The 25,447-nt window shown below is 63.4% G+C and carries 21 protein-coding genes; 7 read left to right on the forward strand and 14 right to left on the reverse strand.

Features of this window, described 5'->3' with window-relative positions; all coding sequences use genetic code 11:
• The first annotated feature begins 68 nt into the window (after window positions 1–68).
• Window positions 69–566 carry an Lrp/AsnC family transcriptional regulator gene (locus GC148_RS00315; protein ID WP_291068019.1) on the forward strand — a complete coding sequence of 166 codons (498 nt, stop codon included), beginning with the start codon at window positions 69–71 and terminating at the stop codon, window positions 564–566.
• Entirely contained in the window at window positions 559–1,728 is a 1,170-nt protein-coding gene (locus GC148_RS00320; protein WP_291068021.1) for a serine hydrolase domain-containing protein, read from the forward strand. Before GC148_RS00315 ends, GC148_RS00320 begins: the two co-directional genes overlap by 8 nt.
• On the opposite strand, the gene GC148_RS00325 is transcribed toward GC148_RS00320, so the two are convergent.
• The 11 genes from GC148_RS00325 to GC148_RS00375 all read right to left on the reverse strand — a co-directional run bounded on the left by GC148_RS00325 (window position 1,704) and on the right by GC148_RS00375 (window position 15,444).
• A complete protein-coding gene (locus GC148_RS00325; RefSeq protein ID WP_291068022.1) occupies window positions 1,704–2,630 on the reverse strand; it encodes a hypothetical protein in 927 nt (308 codons plus the stop codon). The genes GC148_RS00320 and GC148_RS00325 overlap by 25 nt on opposite strands.
• Window positions 2,631–2,709: 79 nt before the next feature.
• On the reverse strand, window positions 2,710–3,795 hold the full coding sequence (locus GC148_RS00330) for a DUF2332 domain-containing protein (protein WP_291068023.1): 1,086 nt from the start codon (window positions 3,793–3,795) through the stop codon (window positions 2,710–2,712).
• Window positions 3,792–4,412 carry a hypothetical protein gene (locus GC148_RS00335; RefSeq protein WP_291068025.1) on the reverse strand — a complete coding sequence of 207 codons (621 nt, stop codon included), beginning with the start codon at window positions 4,410–4,412 and terminating at the stop codon, window positions 3,792–3,794. The genes GC148_RS00330 and GC148_RS00335 overlap by 4 nt, the downstream gene beginning before the upstream one ends.
• Window positions 4,413–4,490: 78 nt before the next feature.
• Window positions 4,491–5,672, reverse strand: a complete 1,182-nt coding sequence (locus GC148_RS00340; protein WP_291068027.1) for a thiolase family protein — start codon at window positions 5,670–5,672, stop codon at window positions 4,491–4,493.
• 89 nt (window positions 5,673–5,761) lie between these two features.
• Window positions 5,762–6,346 carry a glutathione peroxidase gene (locus tag GC148_RS00345; RefSeq protein ID WP_291068028.1) on the reverse strand — a complete coding sequence of 195 codons (585 nt, stop codon included), beginning with the start codon at window positions 6,344–6,346 and terminating at the stop codon, window positions 5,762–5,764.
• Window positions 6,347–6,410: 64 nt separating this feature from the next.
• Window positions 6,411–6,656: a dodecin family protein gene (locus GC148_RS00350; RefSeq protein WP_291068030.1), complete on the reverse strand. Its 246-nt coding sequence runs from the start codon at window positions 6,654–6,656 to the stop codon at window positions 6,411–6,413.
• A gap of 92 nt (window positions 6,657–6,748) precedes the next feature.
• Window positions 6,749–7,075, reverse strand: coding sequence for a hypothetical protein (locus tag GC148_RS00355; protein ID WP_291068031.1), 327 nt, complete (start codon window positions 7,073–7,075; stop codon window positions 6,749–6,751).
• Window positions 7,076–7,220: 145 nt separating this feature from the next.
• Window positions 7,221–9,410, reverse strand: a complete 2,190-nt coding sequence (locus GC148_RS00360; protein WP_291068032.1) for a M13 family metallopeptidase — start codon at window positions 9,408–9,410, stop codon at window positions 7,221–7,223.
• Window positions 9,411–9,476: 66 nt separating this feature from the next.
• The gene (locus GC148_RS00365; protein ID WP_291068033.1) at window positions 9,477–12,698 is read right to left on the reverse strand and encodes an efflux RND transporter permease subunit; all 3,222 of its coding nucleotides are present in this window, start codon (window positions 12,696–12,698) and stop codon (window positions 9,477–9,479) included.
• Window positions 12,695–13,978, reverse strand: coding sequence for an efflux RND transporter periplasmic adaptor subunit (locus GC148_RS00370; protein ID WP_291068034.1), 1,284 nt, complete (start codon window positions 13,976–13,978; stop codon window positions 12,695–12,697). Before GC148_RS00370 ends, GC148_RS00365 begins: the two co-directional genes overlap by 4 nt.
• A 2-nt stretch (window positions 13,979–13,980) precedes the next feature.
• Window positions 13,981–15,444 (reverse strand): efflux transporter outer membrane subunit, encoded by a 1,464-nt coding sequence (locus GC148_RS00375; RefSeq protein WP_291068035.1) that lies wholly within the window; start codon window positions 15,442–15,444, stop codon window positions 13,981–13,983.
• Window positions 15,445–15,691: 247 nt separating this feature from the next.
• Here GC148_RS00375 and GC148_RS00380 point away from each other — a divergent pair, with 247 nt between their 5' ends.
• A complete protein-coding gene (locus tag GC148_RS00380; protein ID WP_291068036.1) occupies window positions 15,692–17,017 on the forward strand; it encodes an ATP-binding protein in 1,326 nt (441 codons plus the stop codon).
• 164 nt (window positions 17,018–17,181) lie between these two features.
• On the opposite strand, the gene GC148_RS00385 is transcribed toward GC148_RS00380, so the two are convergent.
• Window positions 17,182–17,712 carry a GcrA family cell cycle regulator gene (locus GC148_RS00385; RefSeq protein WP_291068037.1) on the reverse strand — a complete coding sequence of 177 codons (531 nt, stop codon included), beginning with the start codon at window positions 17,710–17,712 and terminating at the stop codon, window positions 17,182–17,184.
• 230 nt (window positions 17,713–17,942) lie between these two features.
• On the opposite strand from GC148_RS00385, the gene GC148_RS00390 reads away from it, so the two are divergent.
• Window positions 17,943–18,773: an ABC transporter permease gene (locus GC148_RS00390; protein WP_291068038.1), complete on the forward strand. Its 831-nt coding sequence runs from the start codon at window positions 17,943–17,945 to the stop codon at window positions 18,771–18,773.
• 107 nt (window positions 18,774–18,880) lie between these two features.
• A complete protein-coding gene (locus tag GC148_RS00395; protein WP_291068039.1) occupies window positions 18,881–19,495 on the forward strand; it encodes a hypothetical protein in 615 nt (204 codons plus the stop codon).
• 1,210 nt (window positions 19,496–20,705) lie between these two features.
• On the opposite strand, the gene GC148_RS00400 is transcribed toward GC148_RS00395, so the two are convergent.
• Both GC148_RS00400 and uvrB read right to left on the reverse strand, forming a co-directional pair.
• Window positions 20,706–21,008: a hypothetical protein gene (locus GC148_RS00400; protein WP_291068040.1), complete on the reverse strand. Its 303-nt coding sequence runs from the start codon at window positions 21,006–21,008 to the stop codon at window positions 20,706–20,708.
• Between the two features lie 1,211 nt (window positions 21,009–22,219).
• Window positions 22,220–24,403: an excinuclease ABC subunit UvrB gene (uvrB, locus tag GC148_RS00405; protein WP_291068041.1), complete on the reverse strand. Its 2,184-nt coding sequence runs from the start codon at window positions 24,401–24,403 to the stop codon at window positions 22,220–22,222.
• Between the two features lie 100 nt (window positions 24,404–24,503).
• Here uvrB and GC148_RS00410 point away from each other — a divergent pair, with 100 nt between their 5' ends.
• Together GC148_RS00410 and GC148_RS00415 are read left to right on the forward strand one after the other, a co-directional pair.
• On the forward strand, window positions 24,504–24,863 hold the full coding sequence (locus tag GC148_RS00410; protein WP_291068042.1) for a DUF2200 domain-containing protein: 360 nt from the start codon (window positions 24,504–24,506) through the stop codon (window positions 24,861–24,863).
• 223 nt (window positions 24,864–25,086) lie between these two features.
• A complete protein-coding gene (locus GC148_RS00415; RefSeq protein ID WP_291068043.1) occupies window positions 25,087–25,443 on the forward strand; it encodes a PilZ domain-containing protein in 357 nt (118 codons plus the stop codon).
• The last annotated feature ends 4 nt before the right edge of the window (window positions 25,444–25,447 follow it).

The raw sequence follows: 25,447 nt of genomic DNA on the forward strand, positions 1-25,447 counted from the left end.
TGCCTAACTTGCGCAAATTTTGCTAATTAGGGGCAATAATTTCCACGATTGAACGGAACGACAGAATATTGTCCCAAGAACTAGATAGCGTTGATGCCCGGATTTTGGACCTCATCCAGCGTGATGCGAGCCTCTCCGTGGCCGAAATTGCCGACCGTGTCGGCTTGTCCTCGTCGCCGTGCTGGCGGCGCATCAAGCGCATGGAAGAGGCCGGATTCATCCTCGGCCGGGTGACGCTGATCAACAATCACGCGCTGGGGCTGGACTTTGAGGTCATGGCCAGCGTGAAGCTGGCTTTGCCCAGCCGCGAGAATCTCGAAGCGTTCGAGGCGATGGTCCAGGCCTGGCCAGAAGTCATCGAATGCATGACGGTGACCGGCGCGGTCGACTACATGATGCATATCGTGACCACCGACATGCACGCCTATGACAATTTCCTGCGCGACAAGCTGCTGGGCTCAAAGCTGGTGTCGGACGTCCAGTCTCGCATCGTGATCCGCGTCGCCAAACGCACGACGGCCTTGCCGCTGGGGCTTGTGCGCCAGACGACCAAAGTCAGTGACTAGAGGCGCTGCCTTCCGGCGTGTAACCGCCGTCTGTGCGCTCGTTGTCTTCGCAATCGCGCCGGCCCATGCCGAGTCGCCGAACTACCACCTCCAGAAGCGAGTCGACCAGACAAGGTCAGACTACGGATTGGTGGGGCTCGGGGCTGTTATCGCGACGTCAAAGGACGGCGTTGTCGAGATTGCGGTATCGGGCCAGCGTGTCTTGGGCGGCGACGATCCGATCCGCGTCACCGACTCTTGGCATATCGGCTCCAACACAAAGATGCTGACGGCGTTGCTCTATGCGCGGCTCGTCCAGGCGGGTCACGCGAAGTGGGGCGCGACGCTGCCGGAAATGTTTCCGCAGCTCGCCGAAGACATGGACGCGGGCTGGACCGACGTGACGATCGAGGATCTCTTGTCGCATCGCTCCGGCGCCGCAGCGAATGCCTCAATGGGGTGGATGCTCGCGGCCAAGGCTGACAAGTCGCCGCTTGACGAACAGCGCGCGCGCCTCGTTGCAAGAACGGTCGCCGCGCCGCCGTCAGGCACGCGCGGCGAATTTGTCTACTCCAACCTCGGCTTCATGATGGCAGGCGCAGCCATCGAGCGCATTGCGTCAGATGTGCCAGCACTGCGCGGAAATCCCTACGAGACACTGCTGCGCGAACTCGTTATTCTGAAAGGCCCGGAAGGCTCCGCCGCAGGCTTCGGTTTTGGGCCGCCCCGCACGGGCCCGCAAGGTCATGGACCGCGCTTGTTCGGACTGGGACTTCGGGCCTTCGGGCGCGGCGTGGACGCCGATAATCCAGCCGCGCTGGGCCCTGCCGGTACCGTGCATTACAGTCTGCGCGGCCACGCGACGATGCTGCTCTCGTTCCTTGATGGCCCAGACGCCTTGCCCAAGGCGATGCGCGCCAAACTCATGTCGCCCTATCCTGATGGCACGTCCGAATATGCGCTCGGGTGGGGCATGAAGCAGGTATGGCCAGCCGGCGAAGCGTTCATGCACGCCGGCTCAAACACGCTCTGGCTTTCGCAGGTCGTCGTGCTGCCGTCGGTCGATACCGTGATCATCGTGAACACGAACCAGTACAACCAGAATGCCGATAAGGCAGTCCGGGAATTGACAGAAGCTCTCGTCGCGCAAGCTGGTACTCAGCGCAGGTTGAACGACGAATAGTCGGAAATATCCACGTCGGGCAGGACGCTCTCACCAGCGGCTTCATGCGCCGCGATGCCAGCCCGCAGCGCTTCACCGATGTCCGTGTCCGGATCTTCGGCATCGGCGAGGATCATCGCCACGGGTCTCTGAGGCGCGGTCAGGTCAGGACAGGTCCGCCCGCCGCCGGGACAGGTGACACCTGCCCGGTTGTAGCCAAGATCGAGCACGCTGGTGGCGAGCACGCCGGGTTCGCAGGGCAGGTCAGCAGCAATCGCGGCCTTCAGCGCGTGGCCGCGGGTATGGGAAAGATACGTGTTGCGTTCCGAGGTGCCTTCAACGGACGCGGCGCCGATAGCGATCACGCGGGTCAACGAGCAGATGCCGAGACCGAGATCGAGTTTCTCGAAAGCGGTATCGACCGGCTGGGCAAGACCCGCCGCAAAAATTGAGTCTGCCTTCGCGAATGTCCAGGTCTCATCGCCGACCAGAACGTAGGCGGTAAAGTCTGCGCTGCGGCCTGCCGCGTCGGTGCCGGTAAAGCGCGCCGTCTCGCGCCAGCGCACGTCAGAGAACAGGGGCAGGGACGGCTCGGGCGCAGGTTCGGTTGCTTGCTCCGGCTCGGCGGGCGCAGCGTCGGCTTCAGGCGTGGGCACTTCCGCTTCCACGACGGGTTCCGGTTCCGGCACGGGGGTGGCCGCAGGAGCCTGCGCCACCGCCTGCGCGGGCGCAGTCGACTCCGCTCTCAAGGATGTGGTCGACAGGAGGGGATCCTGCGCAAGTTCGCCCGGTTTCAGCCGCAGCGACCAGAGCGTTGCCGCCAGACCCAGCAGGAACAGCAGCAGGAACAGAAGCAACAACAGCCCGAGACGGTCGCGTTTCTCTTTCGGCGGCCGCGCGGGCAGATCGTAATAGTCGGTCATGGCCCCAATCCCTCTGGCTTCGCCGCCACCCTGGCGCAGTTTTGCGTCGGCGCACGCGCCCAGACGGCTTTCGCAGCGATCAGATTACAGAAACGCGCGTCACATGACCATCCGAGCGCAGGAAACGCTTCTCAACGCCGCCCGGCCAGACTTTGAGATAGGTGATGAACGCGTTCGGGCTAATCCCCGCCTGTTCCGGCCCCTGGAAGAATGCCGCCGGTTCGAAACAGAGCCAGGCCAGCGGTCGCTCCGCCGTCGCGGCCGCGCCTTCCTTCGCCAGCGTTTCCAGGAGCGAGCGGCGAACGTCCGCAGGCGGATACTGCAGGAACACCGAGTGATAGACGACCGTGAGCCCGCTGGACGGCCTTGAGGCGAGTTTTGCCTTCAGCCAGTCGGCTGCGTCCGCCCGGTCGACCGTGACGCCGGTCTGCACCGCGAGTGCAATCGCGGCGCTGATGCGCGCAAGCCGCTCCGGCTGGTCGGGCCAGACATAGGATTTCAGACGCAGCGCGCTCCCCGGATCGGTTATGTCGATCGGGTTCTGGTCGCACGCCGCGCGGGAGACGACATGAAGCGCGCCGTCCAGGTTTTCGGGCGGCGCGCCGATCCAGTCGGTATCGATCAGCACCCCGCTGCCGCCCGGCCGCGTCCAGCTGCCAGTGCGATAATCGAACCGGTCGAGATTTTGGTTGAGGCCTGCACTCGCGCCGAGCTCCAGAAGGTGCATCGGACGAGGATGGGCGGCGGCAAGGTGAAGCAGGCCGGGTAGCAAGGCAATCGCGCGGCGCACTTCATTGGTCTGCGGAGGGGATTGCATGAAGGCAAGCGTTGCATCGGGCGTATCGGCCAGCCAGCTTCTTGCTACGGGCCAAACCTTTGTCATCGACCAGTCTGCATCCTGTCCCGGGTAGAGCGCGCTAAGGTCCCGCGCCGCGCCCGTCAGCACGCTGTGATGCAGGTAGCCGGCAAGGCGTAGTGACAGCGCATCGCGCCGCGGATTGCTGGGCCAGTCTCTCACCAGCATCGCCGCAGGCCCGCCCGCTTCGATATCTGCCGCCATTGCTTCGCACAGCTCTGCGGTGAAGCGCGAGCCGAGCTCTCGGCAAAATTCCGCCTGCTCGCGGAAGTGCGCAACGATCTCGTCCGTGGTCGGTCTTTCACTCATGTGTTCGTCGTTGGGTGAAGGACCGGCTTGAAACCTGCCCGAAGGGCTTCGCACGTCAGGCCGGGTGTCAGGCGGAGGCCGTGCGCATGCAACGGACGGGTAGGTTCGTATCCGTCGAAGGACCACGCCAAGGCATGGTCCCCCATCTTGAGATATGCGGTCCCGTCCACAGCATACATAGCGCCGTCCGGCAGGCCGGCAGGGGAGATCACCTCGCGGGCTCTCACGCCCGTGAGCACCTCCTGCATTTCGCCGGCGATCAGGCGGTCCATATCGCCGGCCCGCGCGCCGGCATTGATCGCGCCGTGTGTGATCAGGGCCTGCCGGAACGCTGCCGCATCGGCGCGGCGGCATTCGAAACAGGGGCGGTGCCCACCCGCCAACGCTGTCGCCTCGTCCATGAAGAATAGCTCCGTATACAGACCGGGTTGCATCAGCGCCCGTTTGCGGTCCTTGAAGTCGAGGACGCAGATGATCCACTGCCGGCTGGCCCAGCGGCGGTCTTTCAGCGTCCGGTCAGCGCGGTGAAAACAGCCGCCCCGGTTTCCCATGAACAGGCCTCTCGCCGGCACCGTGTGGACGAGACCAAAGGGGTCAACCCGGTTCTGGAGGGGCATGGTCGATCCTGGAAAGAAAAGGCCCGGACAATGCGCTCGCATCGCCCGGGCCTGATTTCAGCCTTCCGGCCTATCAGGTCAGTAGCGCTCGACCGCCATGGCGATGCCTTCGCCGCCGCCGATGCAGAGCGAGGCCATGCCTTTCTTGACGCCGCGATCTTCCATCGCAGCGATCAGCGTGATCAGCACGCGGGCGCCCGATGCGCCGATCGGGTGGCCCATGGCGCAGGCGCCGCCGTTCACGTTCAGCTTGTCATGGCTGATGCCGAGTTCCTTCATCGCGATCATCGGGACGACCGCGAAGGCTTCGTTGACTTCCCAGAGGTCGACGTCTTCGGTTTTCCAGCCGGCTTTCGCGAGCGCCTTCTTCATCGCGGGCACGGGCGCGGTGGTGAAATATTCCGGCTCGTGGGCATGGCTCGACGACGCGACGATTTTCGCCAGCGGCTTCAGGCCGCGCTTCTTGGCTTCGGATTCCTTCATCAGCACCAAAGCTGCGGCGCCGTCCGAAATCGCGGACGCGTTCGCCGCCGTCACAGTGCCGTCTTTCGAGAAGGCAGGTTTCAGGGTCGGGATCTTTTCCGGCATCGCTTCGCGCGGCAGCTGGTCGGTATCGATCACCGTGTCGCCCTTGCGGCCTTTCACGGTCACCGGCGTAATCTCGCGCTTGAACTTGCCGTTCTTGGTAGCGTTCTGCGCGCGGGTCAGCGTTTCGAGCGCGTAGGCATCCTGCTGTTCGCGGGTGAACTGGTATTCGCTGGCAATCTTGTCCGCGAACACGCCCATTGGGCCCTTGGCATAGGCATCGGTCAGGCCGTCCAGCGCCATGTGGTCTTCAGCGCCCAGGGTGCCGTACTTGTGGCCCTTGCGCACGTTGATGAGGTGCGGGGCGTTGGTCATCGATTCCATGCCGCCGACAATCACGATGTTGGCGTCGCCTGCGAGGATCGCGTTGCGGCCCATCACGGCGGCCTGCATGCCCGAACCGCACATCTTGTTGATGGTTACGGCCTCAAGGCCCTTGTCTTCACCGGCTTTGATACCCGCCTGGCGGGCCGGGGCCTGGCCCTGTCCGGCCGGAAGGCAGTTGCCCATGATGATCTCGTTGGCTTCGCCCGGCTTCAGCCCGGCTTCGGCGACCGCCGCCTTGACGGCCAATGCTCCCAGTTCGTTGGCGGAAAAGCCAGCGAGGTCGCCCAGCAGACCGCCCATCGGGGTGCGGGCCATACCAACGATAACAACGGGATCTTTATCGGACATGAGGGGGCATTCCTTCCTGAGGTTTTTGTGCAGGTGCTATATAGGCACTTAGGCGCCCTGACGCCACGCCCGTCAAGATCAGGAAAGGTTCAACCCTTCAGCGCCGCTTCGATGTCGGCCTGCAGCCCGGCATCATCGGGCTTCACTTTGGACGGATAGGCTTTCAGCGGCGTGCCATCGCCCTTGATCAGGACCTTGTGGAAATTCCACTTCGGCTGCGCGTCGTCACCCAGCGCCCCGACGGCGGCGGCGTAGAACGGGTGCTTGTCCGCGCCGGTCACCGCGTACTTCCGGGTGAGCGGGAAGGTCACGCCATAGTTGATTTCGCAGAAGGTTTTCACCTCCGCTTCCGTGCCGGGCTCCTGCGCGCCGAAATCGTTTGAGGGCACGCCAACAATCACAAGGCCTTCACCCTTCTTCGCCTGGTAGAGTTCCTCAAGCCCCTTGTACTGGGGCGTGAACCCGCATTTCGAAGCAGTGTTTACAACCAGGATGGCCTTCGCGCCGAGGTGGGTGAGGTCGAGCGGCTTGCCATCGATCGACGTGAACTGGTTTGCGGACATAGCGGATGTCTCCTTGGGGGCAGGGGCGCGCGGCTCGCTGAGGGCAGGCACCGCCAGAAGCGCGAGCACGGCAGCGGTCCCGGCGAAGGTCGAAAGACGGATACGGGGCACAGGCATCTCCGGGTCGGTTCAGACACTCAATATAGGCCGCACGCGGCGTGCGTCAGCCCCCGGTCTATTTCTTCTTTTTCTTCTTGCCGTTTTCGGCCGGCTCAGCGGGTGCGTCGATCTCGAACGTCATCTGCATGTTGACGCGGTACATATCGATCTTGCCGTCCTTGATCGTCGTCGACATCGAATTGATGTGGCAGGAGGCCAGCCCGCGAACGGTTTGCGAAAAGCGGCTGACGGCGGTCTGGATTGCGTCCTCGAACGATCTCGAGGACTCAGCGAGGATCTGTTCGGATTTCAGGATGGCCATGCGCAGGATCCTTCCTTGGCTTTGGGCACAAGGTCAGTGAGCGCTTTTCGGATGGGGTTGGCAAGTCCCGGCGGGCGAGTCCAGCCAGCCTCTTACCGGCCGCGCAGATGCAGGCCGGCTTCGGAATTTTTCTGCCAGATCACGTCGGCTTCGCCCTCAAGACCGACCGAGCGGGCTGACAGGGTCACGACAGCGGGCAGGCTTTCATTGGTCGGGAAGCGGATACGCACGCCCGTTTCAGTGAAGTCCATGACGACACCTTTGCGCCGGTATCCCGATTCATACGTGACGTAAGCTTCGCGGTAGACATGCGCACGAACGGGCCGCGCGCTGTCTGGTCCGGCCGCAAGCACCTGATCGACCCGATTTGTCGGGGCGACCGGTTTCCTGGATCCAAAAAGACGGGGCAGCAGGGACATGGTGGGCAGGCTTCTGGTCAAATAGTGAAACAACTCGCCTTGGAAGATGCATATTCCAGGCCAGTTAAAATGAAATTGCGGCCGCAGCGCCACGCTCGTGGTCTGCGGCCGCATTTTTCAGTCCCGTTTTCAGTCCGGTTTAGGGTTACCAGATCCGGATACGCTGCTCCGGCGGAAGGTAAAGGGCGTCATCCGGGCCGACATCGAACGCTTCGTACCATTCGTCGAAGTTCCGGACCACGCCGTTGATCCGGTATTCCGGCGGCGAGTGGGGGTCGGTCAGCAGCTGCTGGCGCTTGGCTTCGTCGCGGTATTTCGACCGCCAGACCTGTGCCCAGCCGAGGAAGAAGCGCTGGTCGCCAGTGAAGCCGTCGATCACCGGGACCTGTTCGGCCTCGCTGACAACGCCGTCGCCATCCGTATCCAGGCTCATCTGATAGGCCTTGTAGGCCATCGACAGGCCGCCGACATCGCCGATGTTCTCGCCGAGGGTCAGCCGTCCGTTGACGCAGGTCTTGCCGTCGTCGAGCGGGCAATAGCCGTCATACTGGGCGGCCAGGGCATCGGTCAGCATCCGGAACGCGGCCTGGTCGGTATCGGTCCACCAGTTGTTCAGCGCGCCGAGGGCGTCAAACTTGGCGCCCTGGTCGTCGAAGCCGTGGCCCATTTCGTGGCCGATCACGCCGCCAATGGCGCCGTAATTGACCGCGGGATCCGCCGACAGTCCGAAGAAGGGCTGTTGCAGGATGGCAGCCGGGAACACGATCTCGTTGAAGCTCGGGTTGTAGTAGGCGTTAACCGTCTGCGGGGTCATGAACCATTCGGACTTGTCCACGGTCGTGCCAAGCTTGGACATGTTGTCCTTGAAGGCCCACTCACCGGCAGCCACCGTGTTGTCGAGCGCGTTCGGGCCGACAACCAGCGTTTCATAGGTCTCGAACTCTTCCGGGTAGCCGATCTTCGGATTGAAGCTATCGAGCTTTTCGACCGCTTTCACCTTCGTGTCGTCGCTCATCCAGGTCAGTTCGGCGATGTTGGAGCCCATGGCCTTACGCAGGTTCTTGACCAGATCGTCCATCGCCGCCTTGTTCTCAGGCGGGAAGTAGCGTTCAACGAACACCTTGCCGATGGCCTCGCCCAGCACGTTCTCCGTCTCGCTGACGGCGCGCTTCCAGCGCTCGCGCTGCTGCGGCTGGCCGCGCAGGGCCGTGCCGTAGAAAGCGAACACCGCATCGTCGATATCGGTCGGCAACACGGCGGCATGGTCGATCAGGAAGTGCGCCTTCATGTAGGCCTTCCAGGTATCAAGCGGCGTTTCAGAGCTGAGCTGGAAGATACCGGCAAACCCATTGCCGAGCTTTGCGGCGTCTTCGGCGGTCAGGCCGGCCGAATCAAGTTCCTCCTTGGTCGGAGGAATTTCGGCGACGAGATACTGTGCCTCGCTGCCGACACCGAGCGTGTCGAGCGCGCGCTGCACCGGGAACTCACCGCCCAGCGCGACAAACTCCTCGCGGGTCAGCTTGTTGTAGGTGATTTCCGGGTTGCGCGAGACGGTGCGGTCCCAGTCCAGTTTGGCAATCTCGGTCTCGAAGGCCATCACCTTGGCCGCTTCGGCCGCCGGATCGGCATAGCCTGCCTTGCCCAGCATGTTGGAAAGCAGCGCGACGTATCTCGCGCGCAGTTCGACCGATTTCTCATCGTCCTTCAGGTAGTAGTCGCGGTCCGGCATGCCGAGGCCGCCGAGCGCCATCTGGAAGATGTAGGTTTCCGGGTCCTTGTCGTCGACGAAGACGAAACCATTGACCGGTGACGCGAAGCCCGGCGTCGCCATCAGGGTTGCCAGGTCGTCAAGGTTGGCGACCGCATCGATCTTGTCAAAATAGGGCTGTGCCGGCGCAAGTCCGGCCGCGTTGATTGCGTCTGTATTCATGAATGCGTTGTAGATAGCGCCGATCTTGCCTTCCGGCGTGTCGACGGCGGGTTTGGCTTCAGCCAGATCGTTGATGATCTTCAGGGTGCGCTGTTCCGATTTCTCGCGCAGCAGGTCGAACGAGCCATAGCGCGACTTGTCGGCAGGGATTTCGAACGAGGCGATCCACGCGCCGTTCACGTATTCATTGAAGTCGTCGCCCGGCTTCGCGGCGGTATCGCGTGCGTCGAGGTTAATACCCCAACCGCCCCAGACATCCGGCGCCGAGAGGTTCAGCTCTTCGGTCTTGGCCGGCTCGACTGTTTCGCTCGCGGCCAGGTCCGCTTCCGGCACGGTGACATCCGGGTGATGTGCACACGCCGTGATCAGCGCAAGCGATGCTGCGCCAAGCAAGAGTTTCTTCATGATGTACTCCCTGTAGGGCCCCGGCCAAACGCGCAGGGCGAATTGAAATCAGAGTCTGGTACTCAACTATTCCGCCGGAGACGGGCGAGCAAGCGTTTCACCTGTACTTGTCCCGATCAGCTCGTCTTCATCGATGGAGGCATGGCCCGAATAGCTCTCGCCGATCTGGCGGTACGGCTTGCCGCCCCAGGTCCAGCGGAACACGCGGCCGATCTCCACGCCGATCGCATACAGCGCTGGCACCATAAGCAGTGAAACGAACAGGGCGAATGTCACAGCATAAGCCAGAGATACGACCATCGGTTTCAGGAACTGCGCCTGCACCGACTTCTCGTAGAGCAGCGGAGCGAGACCCACGAACGTCGTCAGCGAGGTCAGCAGGATCGGCCGGAAGCGCGACACGCCCGCGTCGACCAGCGCCTGCACGGCGCCCGCGCCTTCTTCGCGCCGCTGGTTCACATAGTCGAGCAGCACGAGGTTGTCGTTGATCACGACGCCAGAGGCCGCAGCAATCCCGAAGAAGGCGAACATCGCCATCGGTGTGCCCGTCAGTGCAAGGCCGAAGATGGCGCCGCAATACGCGAAGGGCAGGGCCATCATCAGCAGCATCGGCTGTGAATAGGACCGGAAGCCGACCGCCAGCAGGATATACATCGCCCCGACCGCAATCAGCAGCAGGCGCTGGATCTCGGCGAAGAATTCCTGCTCCTGCTCGAAGCCACCGGCCTCGCCGCGCACGACGTCCGGGAATTCCTGCTTGAACTGGGGCCAGAAGTCTTTCTCCATCGCGTCCATGATGCGGGCGCGGCCTCCATCGCCCAGCACTTCGGCAGACACCGACACGGACCGGACGCGGTTGCGGCGCACAATGCGGTTGATGCCGGGTGCGAACTCGAAGTCCGCCACCTGCGTCACCGGGATCTCGCGTCCATCGATCGTGCGGATACGGATGGATTGGAGACTGTCGAGATCATCGCGCGCTTCCTGCGGCAGACGGACGCGCACTTCAACGTCCTGACCGTCGCGCGGCAGGCGCTGGGCGAGTTCACCGAAATAGGCCTGACGCAACTGGTTAGACACGTCGGCCAGCGTGATGCCAAGCGTTTCTGCGCCCGGCTTCAGCGAGATCTGGATCTCTTCCGCCGCCGAAGAGAGGTTGTCGGAAATGTCATAAGCTTCCGAATAGGTTGCCAGGTGAGCCTTCACATAATCTGCAGCGGCGCGCAGCCGGTCGAGATCCGGATGGCTCAGCGCAAATGTCACGCCCGTGTCCGGACGGTTGAAGGTGAAGTCGAAATTGATCTCCTCGGCATCCTGGATGTCGCCGGTATTCCGGCGCAGCGCCTCGGCCAGGTCTTTCGACGTCACATCCTCCGGCCGGTCTTCGGGTGGCAGCAGGCTGATCCATGAGCGCACGGTCTTGCCGCTGGCCACGATGGAAGCATCGCGGATCAGGCCGCCTTCGATTTCCGGATGCAGTTTCGCCGTTTCCGCTTTGGCAGCATCAACACCGGCCTGAAGCTGGTCGCGCACTTCCACGACACGCTCGAACGGCGTGCCGTCCGGCATCTGGATACTGACCTGGATAAGGTCCGCCTCGATTTCAGGCATGAACTGGAAAGGCACGATGCCGCTGGATTGCAGGGCCATCGCGATCGAGAACAGCGAGAAGAAGAAGGCAACCGTCGCGTAGCGGAACTTGATCGCCAGCTCCAGAACAGGCCGGTAGATGTGGTTTGCAAACCAGAGCAGACTGTCGGCAATCCGCCGCTGGAACACCATCAGCTTGCCCGTGGGGCCTTCGAACTTCTGTTTCTTCATGTGCGAAAGGTGCGCAGGAAGGATCAATAGGCATTCCACAATGGAGATCAGCAGCGACACGACGACGACAAAGCTGATCTGCTGGGTGAACATCCGCGTCGGCCCGGTGACGAAGGCCCAGGGCAGGAAGGCGATCACGGTCGTCAGCACGCCGAAGACGATCGGTTTCAGCATCAGCTGGGTGCCGACAATTGCTGCGTCCAACCCGTCGCGCCGTCCGCTTTCAACTTCCTTGTGAATGTTCTCGCCGACGACGATGGCATCGTCCACGATCACCCCAATCACCAGCAACACAGCGAAGGTCGACAGGATGTTCCAGGAGACGCCGAGCGCGGGGAACAGCAGGATACTGCCGGCGAAGGCCGTGAAGATCCCGCAGGTCACCCAGAAGGCGACCACTGGGCGAAGGAACAGCAGCAGCACCAGCATCACCAGCAACGCGCCCGACAGGGCCGAAGAGGTGATCAGGTCCATACGGGCCTCGAAAGCTTCGGAATCGTCCCAAAGGATGCCGATGCTGACGCCTTCCGGCAGGACGCCCGATGTATGATCGTTGGCACGCTTGACGTAATCGCGCACGCCTTCAGCATACCGCGTGATGTCCATCTTGTCGGGCTCGGGGATCATCACGAAAGCGGTGGTGCGCCCGTTGAAGCTCGCGCGCAGCTTGTCGCTGACGAAGCCATCGATCACGGTCGCGACATCCGCCACGCGGACGGTGCCTTCATCGGTGGTCTGACGGATGATAATCTGGCCGAACTGGTCGGCCGTGTCGGCAAGGTTGCGCGCCGTAAGCGAGACATCCCCCACGGGCGACTCGATACGGCCGCCGGATGAGTTGAGAGAGGTCTGACGCACGGCGTTGGCCACGTCCGAAAGGCTGAGACCGAAGCGGCGAAGCGCTTCTTCGGAAACTTCGATGCTCACCTGCTCGTCCAGCGTTCCCTGCATCTGGGCGAGTTCGCCGCCGGGCAGGGCAGCCACGTCGTCGCGCACCTTGTCGGTGATCCGGCGCAGCGTGCGGGCATCGACGTTTCCGTTGATGGCAAGGCCCATGAAGGAGTTACGCTGTTCCCAGCGTTCGACCTGCGGCTCAAAAGCTGCTTGTGGCAGGTTGTTGATCTGGTCGACCCGCAGCTTCACTTCATCGAGGAACGTGTCCATATCGACATCGTCGCGGCCGCGGATATTGACCACGCCGACGCCTTCACTGGCGATCGACGTGATCCGGTCGAGGCCGTTGATGTCGGCCACCGCTTCTTCGATCCGGGTCACGATCTGGTCTTCGATGTCGCGCGGGGAGGCGCCGGTCCAAGCGACCGACACCGAGGCGCCGGACACTTTCACAACCGGGAACATTTCCCGCTCCATCGCGGAATAGCCGAACACGCCCCCCGCGAAGAAGATGAACATCAACAGGTTTGCTGCAACCGAGTTGCGGGCAAACCAGGCGACTATGCCGTTCATTGGCTGGCTCCTTCGTCAGCGCTGGCGGTTTCGGCGTTGGCGACTTCCGTTCCGGCTTTGACCTCGCCGCTGGTCGCGCTCTTTGGCGGGTTCAGCACCTTCACAGTGCCGTCTTCCTGGCGCTGCATCACCGTCAGGCTCATGCCATCGAACGGGGCCTGGATCGGGCTAGTGATCGCCAGCTCGCCGGGCTCGGCGCCCTCATGGAAGTAGGCGCCGTCGCGGTCGGAGAATTCGACATCCACGGTACGGATCGACAGTTTTCCGGTTTCGGGATCGCCGATGTACAGCTTGTCTTCGCCGCGCAGTGCCGAGCGCGGCGCGACCAGCACCTTGTCGAGGCTGCGGCCCTGGATCTTTGCGTTCACGAACAGGCCGGGCGCCATCGGCGCGCCATTGTCAGCGGCCTTGCCAAACGGGTCCACCACTTCGGCAATCGCGTTGATCTGCCGGGTCTGCGAGTTGACCGCTGCGCCGGTGCGCACGACCTGGCCTTTCCAGGTGCGCGGCACACCGCCGACATTCGCGGTGAACGTCACTTCCGGCCCGGGATTTTCCTTGCTGCTGGCAAAGGCAATCGGCAGGCCCAGACGGCCGAGTTCGGCGTCTTTCAGCGGTAGGGAGACTTCCACCACATCATTGCCGAAGATCTTGCCCAGCGATTGGCCGGCCGCCACCACCTGGCCGATATCCACGCTGCGTTCGCGCACGCGGCCATCGAAGGGGGCGATCACCGCCGTGCGGGCCAGCGCCAGCTCGGCATCCATCAGCTGCGACTTGGCAGCGTCCAGCGAGGCCTGCGCTTCTGCCAGTTGCGGTTCGCGGCGCGCCAGCGGCGAAGCGTCCGACATGCCGAGATCGGCAAGGTCCTGCTTGGCGAGTTCCGACTCGGCCTGCTCACGCGCAAGACGCTGCTCGGCCGAGGCGACCGACGAGCGTGCACGCACCACGGCGAGTTCATAGTCCTGGGACTCGACCCGCACCAGCACCTGGCCCTTGCGGATGAAGCCGCCATCGATGAAGTCCGGCGACACAAAGGCCACGCGGCCCGAAGTCTGCGGCGCCACGACGATTTCCGTCTTGGGACGGACTTCACCCTGCGCCTGCACGGTCAGTGTCAGGGCCACTTCGCGAACCGGCTCGGCGAACACGTTGAGGCCTGCGCGGGGCTCGTCCTTCTTCTCCGGTTCGGGTTTCATCGAGCTGACAGCGACGAAGCCGCCCACGCCGAGGACGAGGATGATCAGGATCGGGGCGATGATCGCAATAAGGCGTCCCATGATTATTGGCTCCTGCCGTTTTCTTCGGCGTCTGTAGCGTTGGAAGCAGTGTCTGCGGCCGCGACGGGCACGCCGCCTCCGAGTGCAAGGTGATAGGATACGCGGTTTATACCACGGCTGGCGCGCGCCGTGACCAGCTGGCTCTCAGCCGTCAGTCGGCGCGTCTGGGCGTCAATCAGGTTGAAGATGGTGATCGTGCCGCTGACATACTGGCGCTCGGCCAGTTCCTCGGCATAGCGCGCCTCCTCGAAGGAGATGCCCTGCGCCGCTTCCTGCTGGGCCAGCAGGACATCCGCCGACAGCGCATCTTCCACTTCACGCCAGGCGGTCAGCACGCCGCTGGCATAATTGGCAACCGCCGCCTGGGCCTGCGCGATGGCAGCGTCCTGCTGCGCTTTCAGCCGGCCATTGTTGAACAGCGGCTGCGACAGTCCGGCGACCAGACGGGCCGCCACGAGGGCGGGGTCGACGATATCCTTCAGCTCCGTCGAGCTTGTCGATGCCGAACCGGTCAGGCGCAGCGCAGGCAGCATCGCGAGGCGTGCCGCTTCCGCGTTGAGTCCGGCGCCAACCACCCGCGCCTCGAGCGCCGCGATGTCCGGGCGCCGCGACAGCAACAGGGCAGGGTTGCCTTGCGCCTCAAGCGCGGTCAGCTGCGGCAGCGTGCCGTTCGCGGTGATCTCGGCGCCGGGATAGCGGCCCAGCAGCACTTCCAGCCGGCGTGCGGCCTCCATCGAATTCTGCCGCCGGGCGGCAATCGTCGCTTCGGCGCCGGCCAGCGAGCTGCGCGCCGTGCGCAGTTCCAGCGGCCCGGCCACGCCCGACCGCACCCGGCGGTCGGTGATCGTCAGTACACGGTCGCGCGCTTCGTAGGAGAGGAGCGCGATACGTTCCTGCTCCAGTGCCTCGTTGAGGCGGATCCAGGCAATCGCGGTCTGCGCGGCAATCGACAGTTCGGTCGCGGCAAGGTCAGCCTCGCTCGCGGCATAGTCGGCATCGGCCTGCGCAATGCTGTTCGACACACGGCCCCACAGGTCCATTTCCCAGCTGGCATCAATGCCCAGCCCGTAGATCGGGTCGTTGAGCCGCTCGTCCTGGCCGGCCACTTCGACCCCGGTGGACGTGCCCCCCGCCGTCGCCGACCCCGACAGGCTCGGCAAGCGCGCGCCGCGGGCCGACCGTGTCAGCGCCTCGGAGGCGCGGGTCAGCGCGGCGCGGGATTCCAGCGTCGGATTGGCGGCCAGCGCTTCGGCCACCAGGGCTTCCATCACGGGGTCATTGAACTGGCCCAGCCAGTCGCCGGTCGGTGCCTTGCCGGCCACGCCCTGCGCGGCCCATTCGGCCGGCGCGCCCGGAACAGTCTCCACCAGTGCGTCATGGTCACCGATGAACCGCTCGGCCGGATCCGGCGAGGTCGCGCAGGCCGCAAGCATCGCGGAACCGAGGAATAGGAGCGATTTATTCATGCCAGAGTTTAAACCTATCGATTGAGCGGACCGGATACGCCCGGCTTTGCCGATCGTCAATATGAAATTATCGATTTTCAATAACTTTCTGTCGACGCGTGATCCCGGCGCCGCACGGCCCCCGCCGGGCGGCACTTGGCAGCCGCCGGAGCGCAGGGTACCGCCAATATAGTCCGCCATCGGCGCACGCCCACCGGGCATTGATTCTAAAGGTGAAACCGTGAGCGAAGACACCCATCGACCGTCAATGACCCGCCGTACGCGGGACTTTTCCGTTCTCATCGGCACCACCGGGGTCGTGCTCCTGCTTCTGGTCGCGACCGGCGCCCTCGGCCTCATCGAAGCGCTCAGCGCCCTGGGCGTCATCGCCTCGGTCGCGGTGGCCTACTTCGCTGGCTCCGCCGCCCGCGTGCCGCGCGGTGTCAGCCAGAGCTGGGCCGAACAGGCCGCGCCCGAGCCCGCCGAGGCCAGCTCCGCGCTCCTGTCGGCCCTTCCGCTGCCCGCGCTGGAGATCGGTCCCGGCCAGAAGATCGCCGCCTATAACCGCCCCGCCGACGACCTGTTCCAGCTGGCCAACCTGCCTTTCGCCCGCGCCAGCGCCGTCATCCGCTCGCCGGTCCTCCTCTCCGCCATCGATCAGGCGCTTGAACGGCCGATGACCGGCACCTTCTCGGCCGAGCTTGAAACCGGCCCGGACGAGACCTGGCGCGCCCATGTCAGCCGTATCCCCTCGGGCAAGAATGTCCTCGTCCTCCTCGAAGACCTCACCCCCGTGAAGCGCGCCGCCCGCGCCAGGGCGGATTTCCTCGCCAATGCCAGCCACGAGCTGCGCACCCCGCTCACAGCCGTCTCTGGCTTCATCGAGACCATGCGCGGCCCCGCCAAAGACGACACCGCCGCCTGGCCGCGCTTCCTCGACATCATGGCCGCCGAGACCGACCGGATGCGCCGCTTGATTGCAGACCTGCTCTCCCTCTCTCGCATCGAGTCGTCCGAGCATATGCTGCCGCGCGGCCGCGAGGATTTCGCCGAGATCGTGAGCGCCTCCATCGCCGCGCTCCAGCCGATTGCGGCAGAGCAGGGCGTCAGCCTCAAGGTCGAGGCGCCGGCCGAGGCGATCCGCGAGATCACGGCCCACCGCGACGAGCTGATCCAGGTCGTGGAAAACCTCGTCTCGAACGCCGTCAAATATTCAAAGCCGGGCAACGAAGTGACCCTACGTTTCGGCGCCGCACCTTCGCTCGCCGAGGCACGCACCACCGCTTCCCAGCGCTGGGACATCAGTCAACGGATGACCCTGCTGCAGGCCCTCGCGCGCAGCCAGTTGCCGGAGCCGGCCGTTTGGCTGCGCGTTGAAGACCAAGGCCCCGGCATCGAGCGCGAACACCTGCCCAGATTGGGAGAGCGTTTCTACCGCGCCGACCAGTCGCGCGGCGGCAGGATCACCGGCACCGGCCTCGGCCTCGCCATCGTCAAGCACATCATGGCCCACCACCGCGGCGGTCTCGCCGTCGAAACCCTCCTTGGCCAGGGCACCGCCTTCGGCGTCTGGATGCCCGCGGCGCGAGAATGATCCGTGTATGGTGCATTAGTGAAGCGTAATGCTCCGTCAAACCCCCGCCTGCCTTCGTGGTGCATTACGGTCTTCGGCCTAATGCACCCTGCGGGTTCGAAAGTGGAAACCCCCGGCACATTTCTGCGCTGGGGGCCTCAAGGTCCTTCGATGTCAGCGCGGCGTTAGCCGGCAATCCGCCGGACGTAGTCGTATTCCGACTTGCGGGCTTCGCGCTTGCGGGCCGGCTGGAAGGCGACCTGGGCGTGCTCGGTGCAGTAAGGGCCGCAATCGGCCTTGCGCCCGCAGAAGGCGAATTTCGGGTCGGCGGGGTCGCCGATCGGCCATTTGCACATCGTGTCGCGCAGCGTGAGGATCGTCGCCGGGGTGCCATCGGCCAGCGGCAGCGGGGGCAGGGGCGCGATCGAGGTGACCCGTTCCACGGCCAGCGACGGGGCCGGCGCGCTCGGCGCGGCGGCGACCGGTGTGGCGGCGGCTGTGCCGTCCGCCAGGAAACGGGGCTTCGGCCGGGCCAGGCGCGGCGGGCGTTTCACCGGGCGCGAGGGGGTGGCGCGGCCCGAAAGGCCGAGGCGGTGGACCTTGCCGATCACCGCATTGCGCGTCACGCCGCCCAGTTGCTTGGCGATCTGCGAGGCCGAATGGCCTTCCGCCCAGAGTTTCTTGAGGGTGTTCACCCGCTCGTCGTTCCACGACATGTTGGAAGTCTCCCGCATTACAGGGCAGGCCTCATCGCTGAGGACATGAACCCCTATATGTTGTTCTGGCTGTACGCGCCATCTGTCCTGACACCTAGATATCGTATCAGCGGCGAAACGAAACACAACATGCGGCCTCCGCTTTCCACAGAGTTCTATATCTTGTGGCACGGGATTGTCGCGTGGATGCCTCTCGCAAGTGCGGGCTGCATCGCTTATGTGCTGTGGCCATGAAGACGATTCCCCCGCCCGATCAATCCCGCACCCTGCGCCACTACGGCGCGTTCAATGGCCTCGGTCTCTGGACCCTTTACCAGCGGGAGGTTGGCCGGTTTCTGAAGGTCTGGATGCAGACGGTGTTTGCGCCGGTGGTGACGACGTTGTTGTTCATGACCGTGTTCAAGCTCGCCTTCGGCGACCGCGGCCAGCTGACGGGCGATTTCGAGGGCCTGCGCTACAACGACTTCCTAGCGCCCGGCCTGATCATGATGGCGATCCTCCAGAACGCCTTTGCCAACACCAGTTCCAGCCTCGTGCAGGCGAAGTTTAATTCGACCCATGTCGACTTCCTGATGCCGCCGCTCTCGCCCCTGGAACTGTCCATCGCCTTCCTCGGCGGCGCGGTGACCCGGGCGCTGCTGATCGCGCTGATCTGCGGCGTCGCGATCCAGCTGTCGGGCCTCGCCAACCTGCCGATCCGCCACGTCTGGCCGATCCTCTGGTTCTCGCTGACCAGCGCGGTGATCCTGGGCGCCCTCGGCATCCTCGGCGGCATCTGGGCCGACAAGTTCGACCACCTGGCCGCGGTCACCAACTTCATCATCGTGCCGCTGACCTTCCTCTCGGGCACCTTCTATGATGTCAAAGTCATGGTCGAACCGTTCGAGTCCATCGCGCACCTCAATCCGATTTTTTACATGATCGACGGGTACCGCTACGGCCATATCGGCGTCGCCAACGGATCGCTCGCAATCGGTGTGGCTTATACAGGTCTGCTCGCTTTGGTGTCAGTCATTGCCGTATGGGCAATGTTCCGCAACGGATACAAGCTGAAGACCTAAAAATCTCCCCTCAGGGGCGATCTGTTGATTTTTCGCCACATTTCGCCGCCAATCGGTCTGGGCGGAGGGTAAAGATGCCCCCGGCTAACCGGTGATGGAGAATCCATATGAAACTTGGAAAAGTCCTTTCCGGCGGGCTGTTGCTCGCTGCGTTGAGTGTTTCTGCCTGCATGAACGTTCCGAATGACATGACTGTCGCGGAGTATTGTGCAAACCCCAAGAAGGCGAACGAGAATGTCTGCCGCCTGAAAGTCGAGATCGATGGCCAGTCCACCGCGCTCGCCGATACCAACATGCGCCTGGCCGATGCCTTCAAGCTGACGGCCGACGCGCAGGCCACCGCCGATGCCGCGAAAGCGGACGCTGCGGCTGCCATGTCCGCCGCCCAGGAAGCCCTGGCCAAGGACAACAGCATGGTCTGCGAAACCCGCACGATCCAGAAGACCAATATCGGCACCTGCCGCGAAGGCTACACGCTGACGAGCTGCACGCAGACCCGTTACACGACGCGCGCCGGTGGCCCGTCGATCTTGCGTGAGATCAACGACGAGCAGTGCCGCTTCAACGACCGTGTCCTCGAGATGCAGGTTCGCTGCTGCGGTACGGCCAGCGCGGTTCCTCAGCCGGCGGACGAACTGGTGGAAGGCGAAGAAGCCGCTCCGGTCGAAGCCTCTGCCCCGGTCGAAGCCCCGGAAGAGACCCCGGTTCCGGTTTCGCCCTAACCCCACTTTCCCGCACGGGGGAGTCCACAAACCGTCCACACGCAGGTGTGGACGGTTTTTTGTTGCGCAAGGTCAGGCTTGTGCCTGCGTCTTGGCGGAACCTGAGGCGCCAGCGCGTCAAGCGGATTATTCTGTGAGCGGCCAGCCCGACTGGACAGGGCGGGGGGGATGCGGATGCTGAAAGGTGGCTATGATGGCAAGGATCCGGTGGTCGATGCCGCGCAGCGGCCGCACGCGTGCTGAACACGCCCTATTCGACAGCCTGGTTTGCAGGTTCCGCCGAACGGACTGAGCCGGGCGACCGTGCCGCTGACCCGGCCGGGCCCGAAGGCGAGCCATTGGGAGGCGATCCCGGTAGCGGCGGGCTCGCTTCTGAGGAAGCGGGGATGCGGGGACAGGCGCTGGAGCAGGGCGTTGTCTGCGTGCCGCGCAAAAACGAAGAAAGGCGCGGTGCCTTTTAAGGGCAACCACGCCTTTCACGGTGTTTCGAATCAGACTACCGAGACACTGTGCTAGCACTCGTGAGCGGTGGTTCGAAGTTCACCAGAGTGTTTTCCGGTCCGCTTCTGAGGCGCACCTTCCATCACCCTTCCGCCGTTCACGGACGTTCGCCCTGGCAGGCGCACGATCCGTTTGGCGGTGCCTGATCCTGCGCTCTCCCGGGGGGGAGTCGCTTGTTCAGGACTTGGCCGCCGCCTCTGCTCGCCTTACACCCTTGCGGGATTGTCGGGTCGCACCTCTCCAGTCTCCATGCCTTGCAGCACACAGCTTTCCTGGCGTCCCTCTCGGGACTTTCCGGTCTTGGCCGCCGTGTTTCGGACTGCGCTCCGGTCACGGCCTACAGCACCTCTCTTTGCGGCTCGAGTTCCGCTCCGTGAGGCCACCGCCTGTTTTTATCTCGTCTTCCTGCCTGACCCTTTGCTCCACCGGTCTCCCGGATTCGCTCCTGGCCCGGCCACCTGACGGGGGCGATGGGCTTGGCCTCCGCTCCGTCGGTGGGTTGTCTCCCACCCGGACTTCGTTGGCTTAACGAAACGATCTCACCAAACCTCGCCTGAGTCGAGAGGCTGTCGAGGGAAAAATCGCTTTTACGGGGAGAAATTTCACAGGTTTAAGACAGCTGTGAAATTGGTGCGGTGCAGCGATTTTTATATTGTGCGTGTACGGATTGGGTGGGCCTTGCGCCCTTCGCCCTGAAGGGCGTGGCGGCTCAGGCCGGGTGGTAGTCGAAGAAGAGGTCCAGCGTCTCGTTGCTGGGGCGTTTGCCGCGCAGGCGGTCGAAGCAGGGGTGGGGGATGAGGCGGCCGGAGGGCAGGGCCTCGGAGACCGCGGTGCCGCCATGGCGGGGCTTCATCACGCGGATCGGGGCGCCGCAATGCGGGCAGGCCTCCTCCCAACCCTGGCGGGGCGGGGGCTCTTTCGTGTCGGGCAGGAAATACACCGTCGCAGCGACCTTCGAGCGCTCCGGCCGGTCACTCGCATTGCGGAAGTGTTCCTTACGATGGATCCACATATAGGGGCTCTCCTGTGCGAGACGGCTAGGGATAGCAGGGAGGGGTTAAGGAGGGGTGATATGGTTCGGCCGAGCAGCACCAATGAACTCCGAGATTGCCGCTCGAGCGATGGCGCCGAACGCTGGCAAAAAGATCTTTTTGGAGTCTGCGACGCAAAATCCCTTTCGTTTCAGTTGCGGCTTCATTCGCGGATTTGCTTATTGGCAAGGCCGCCTATCGGTGACCAAGCGAAGATGATTCAAAATCCCCTCCTGCGGCGCTCGCGAAAAACCAGCAAACTTCGCCGTCACAGCGGTCGAGATTTTGACGGATTTTGTGCTACAAGTCTTAGTCTTTGAGGCGCCTTTTGAGCGTTTCAACGGATCCAGAAATGCCGTACTCAAGTTCGAATACTCGAAGGGCCTCGTTCCAAGACCTTCCTCGATTTCCATTGGGAATCTTCGCGCGGCACACTTCTGCCAGCGCCTATCGCTTCCCTGGCCGTCCAGTGCCGCCAGATGAGGGCGACGCGGAATCTATTTCAGATATGTGCCGTTCATGGTCAGCCAGCCATACGTGTCCAAAGCCTTTCCAGTGCGCTTCCCATTTTTCCTCGAGCTGGTGAAGGGGCACGCATAGCCAGTAGCCCTGATATCGCTCGAGGTTTGCGGCGTGCGGGGCAACGTCTTCGCCAAAGTGTTCCCGTACTTCGGGATCAGCTCGTGCCAAGAAATGGAATAGCGAAAGTCCGATGGTCCACTTCAGTTAGTAGATGAAGTGCGGGCCGCGCGTACCCCCGATATCATCTGTCGTTTCGAACTTAAACTTCTCCCAATATATTTCTGTTGGCTAGAGCTCGCTGTATTCTGGGCGCCCAATCCACGTATCTGGAGTGTGGCTGCAGATTTCGCATCTACCCTTTAAGCTGACTTTATCGTTGTTTTGGCCAGTGCGTAAAAGAGCTCAAGACGCTCAAGAAAAAATTTCCGCATAGAAGCGAAGCTTGACAGCCTAATTGCTCATCCTGATCAGGCTTCTGGCGCCGTTGGATAAATACAGGCAATCTTCATAGAAATCTTCGAACCACGATTGCAAGATATCTTGAGCTCGATACAAAAAAGATGTCGAGCAAATTCTGCGGTTTAGTGAAAATAATCAGTAGCCGGATCGATTACAATGGCATACTCGTCATCATAAAGGCGCCGCAAATGGGCGAGCCCTTCAACCGCAATCATATGCCCAAATCCTGCTCCCGCAACCGCTTCAGTTCGTCCCGCAGCCGGGCCGCATCCTCAAACTCCAAGTTCGAGGCGGCTTCTCGCATGCGTTTTTCAGTATCGGCGATGACGGCTTTCAGATTATGGCCTGACTCGCCGGCAAGTGGAACGGCTTTCGCTTCGGAGACGCCGCGTTCGCGCTGGCGGCGGGCGCGGCTGGCGGAGGGCTTGTCGCCGAGTTCGCCGAGGATGTCGGAGACGTCGCGGATGATGGTAGTCGGCGTGATGCCGTGTTCGAGGTTGTAGGCGGACTGTTTCTCGCGGCGCCGGCGCGTCTCTTCCATCGCGCGCTCCATCGAGCCGGTGATCCGGTCCGCATAGAGGACCACGCGCGCCTCGGCATTGCGCGCGGCGCGGCCGATGGTCTGCACGAGTGACGTTTCCGAGCGGAGGAACCCCTCCTTGTCGGCGTCGAGGATGCCGACGAAGGCGCATTCCGGAATGTCGAGGCCCTCGCGCAGGAGGTTGATGCCGACGAGGACGTCGAAGACGCCGAGGCGCAGGTCGCGGATGATCTCGATGCGCTCGATCGTGTCGACATCGGAGTGCATGTAGCGCACGCGCACGCCGTTCTCATGCAGGAAGTCGGTCAGGTTTTCCGCCATCTTCTTCGTCAGTGTCGTGATCAATGATCGATAGCCGCGCGCGGCGACGGCCTTGACCTCGGCCATGACGTCATCGACCTGATTGGCGCCATCCCTGGACACGGGGCGGACTTCGACGGGCGGGTCGATCAGGCCGGTGGGGCGGATGACCTGTTCGGTGAAGACGCCGCCGGTGCGCTCCAGCTCCCACTTGCCGGGGGTGGCGGAGACGTGGACGGTCTGCGGGCGCATCGCGTCCCATTCCTCGAACTTGAGGGGGCGGTTGTCGATGCAGGAGGGCAGGCGGAAGCCGTATTCGGCGAGGGTGGACTTGCGGGAAAAGTCGCCTTTGAACATGGCGCCGATCTGGGGGATCGTCTGGTGGGACTCGTCGGTGAAGACGAGGGCGTTGGCGGGCAGGTATTCGAACAGGGTCGGCGGCGGCTCGCCGGGCTTGCGGCCGGTGAGGTAGCGCGAATAGTTCTCGATGCCGTTGCAAGAGCCGGTGGCGGACATCATCTCTATGTCATACTGGCAGCGCTGGGCGATGCGCTGCGCCTCGAGCAGTTTTCCGTGCTTCTCGAAATGGGCGATGGTCTGCTTCAGCTCGACCTTGATCTGCTCCACGGCTTGGGTGAGCGTCGGGCGGGGCGTGACGTAGTGGCTGTTCGCATAGATCTTGATGGCGGGTAGCTGTTGGAGCTTGCGGCCGGTCAGGGGATCGAACTCGACAATGGATTCTAGCTCGTCGCCGAAGAAGGAGAGCTTCCAGGCGCGGTCTTCATAGTGGGCGGGGAAGATGTCGAGCCCGTCGCCCTTGATGCGGAAGGTGCCGCGGCCGAAGGCGATGTCGTTGCGGGTGTATTGATTGGCAACGAGGCGTTCGGCGACTTGTTTCATGTCGATGCGCTCGCCAGCGTTCAGCGTGAAGGTCATCGAGGTGTAGGATTCGACCGAGCCGATACCGTAGAGGCACGAGACCGAGGCGACGATGATCACGTCGTCGCGCTCCAGGATGGCGCGGGTGGCGGAGTGGCGCATCCGGTCGATGGCCTCGTTGATCGAGCTTTCCTTCTCGATGTAGAGGTCCGCCCGCGGCACATAGGCCTCCGGCTGGTAGTAGTCGTAGTAGGAGACGAAATACTCGACCGCGTTGTCCGGGAAGAAGGACTTGAACTCGCCATAGAGCTGGGCGGCGAGGGTCTTGTTCGGCGCGAGGATCAGGGCGGGGCGCTGGGTCGCCTCGATGATCTTGGCCATGGTGAAGGTCTTGCCGGTGCCGGTCGCGCCGAGGAGGACCTGGTCGCGCTCGCCGGCCTGGATGCCCTCCACGAGTTCGGGAATGGCGGTGACCTGGTCGCCCGCGGGTTCGTAGGCCGAGGCGACGCGGAAGCGCCGCCCGCCTTCCAGTTTCACCCAGTCGCGGTCGGGCCGGTGGGGCGTCCATTGGTCGGAGGGCAGGGCGCCGGCTGCATCAAGGGCGAATCCGTCAAAGCTGAAGGCGGCGGAGGCGTCGGCAACGCCGCGCGCGGAAGATTTCGGGGATCGGGCCATGGCGCCAAGATATGGGCTCCGGGGTGTGGACTGTCCAGTCTGTTCTTGTTTTGTGCAGGCAGTTGCGCTTTGATCGGGCAGGCAACCGGAGGGCGCGGCAATGGCGGAGACGAAACGACACCGGATCTTCTCGATGGCGTTCGGCAAGGTCTACCCGGCCTATGTGGCGAAGGCCGCGAAGAAGGGGCGCACGCAGGCGGAGGTCGATGAGATCATCCGCTGGCAGACCGGCTACACGCAGTCGCAGCTGGAGGCGCAGATTGCGGCGGGCGCGGACCTTGAGACCTTCTTTGCCGGGGCGCCGAAACCCAACCCCGCGCGGGCGCTGATCACGGGCGTGGTGTGCGGTGTGCGCGTGGAAGAGGTCGAAGATCCGCTGATGCGCGAGATCCGCTACCTGGACAAGCTCGTGGACGAGCTGGCCAAGGGCAAGGCGATGGCGAAGATCTTGAGGGGGTAGGGGCGGTTGGCGGATACCAATCCAGCGTTATGCTCCATTCCCGGTAGCCCAATATGTCTCGGCCCAGTTCAAGCGGCGGCACCGCCATTACTCACGCGAATCTTCGGTGCCGAGGCCGCTCACGCGGGGTGCTGCGACTTCGGCAGTTTTTGGCGCCGCCATTAACCACGAAATTTTTGTGCCCCCGCGGGAACCAAACGTTGCGGCGGGGCATAGATTAACCATGGCTGACACGGAATTCGGATCTTGTGAGATGACGGCGGGCGAGGGCTCGCGGCAGGAGGCGCGGCTCTCGTCGGGCTTTGCGGTGCGCGTGGTGTGGGTGGACATGACCGATGCCTGCGCCGGACGGCTGAAGGACGTTTCCCAATCGGGCGCGCGGATCGTGGTCGAGGGCGGCGAGAAAGCACGCGGCGATGTCTACGTGCTCGCCCACCTGCAGGGTGAGGCGGAGCCGCGCCGGCTGGTGGCGAAAGTGCGCTGGCAGGTCGGCGATACGCTGGGTGTGCGGTTCGACGCACCGATCGATCTGCCGCTGGTCCACGCGCTGGCCAGAGTGGAAAGGGCGTCAGCCCATTAACGAC

It is taken from the genome of Hyphomonas sp., assembly GCF_016125515.1.
Classification (GTDB): Bacteria; Pseudomonadota; Alphaproteobacteria; order Caulobacterales; family Hyphomonadaceae; genus Hyphomonas.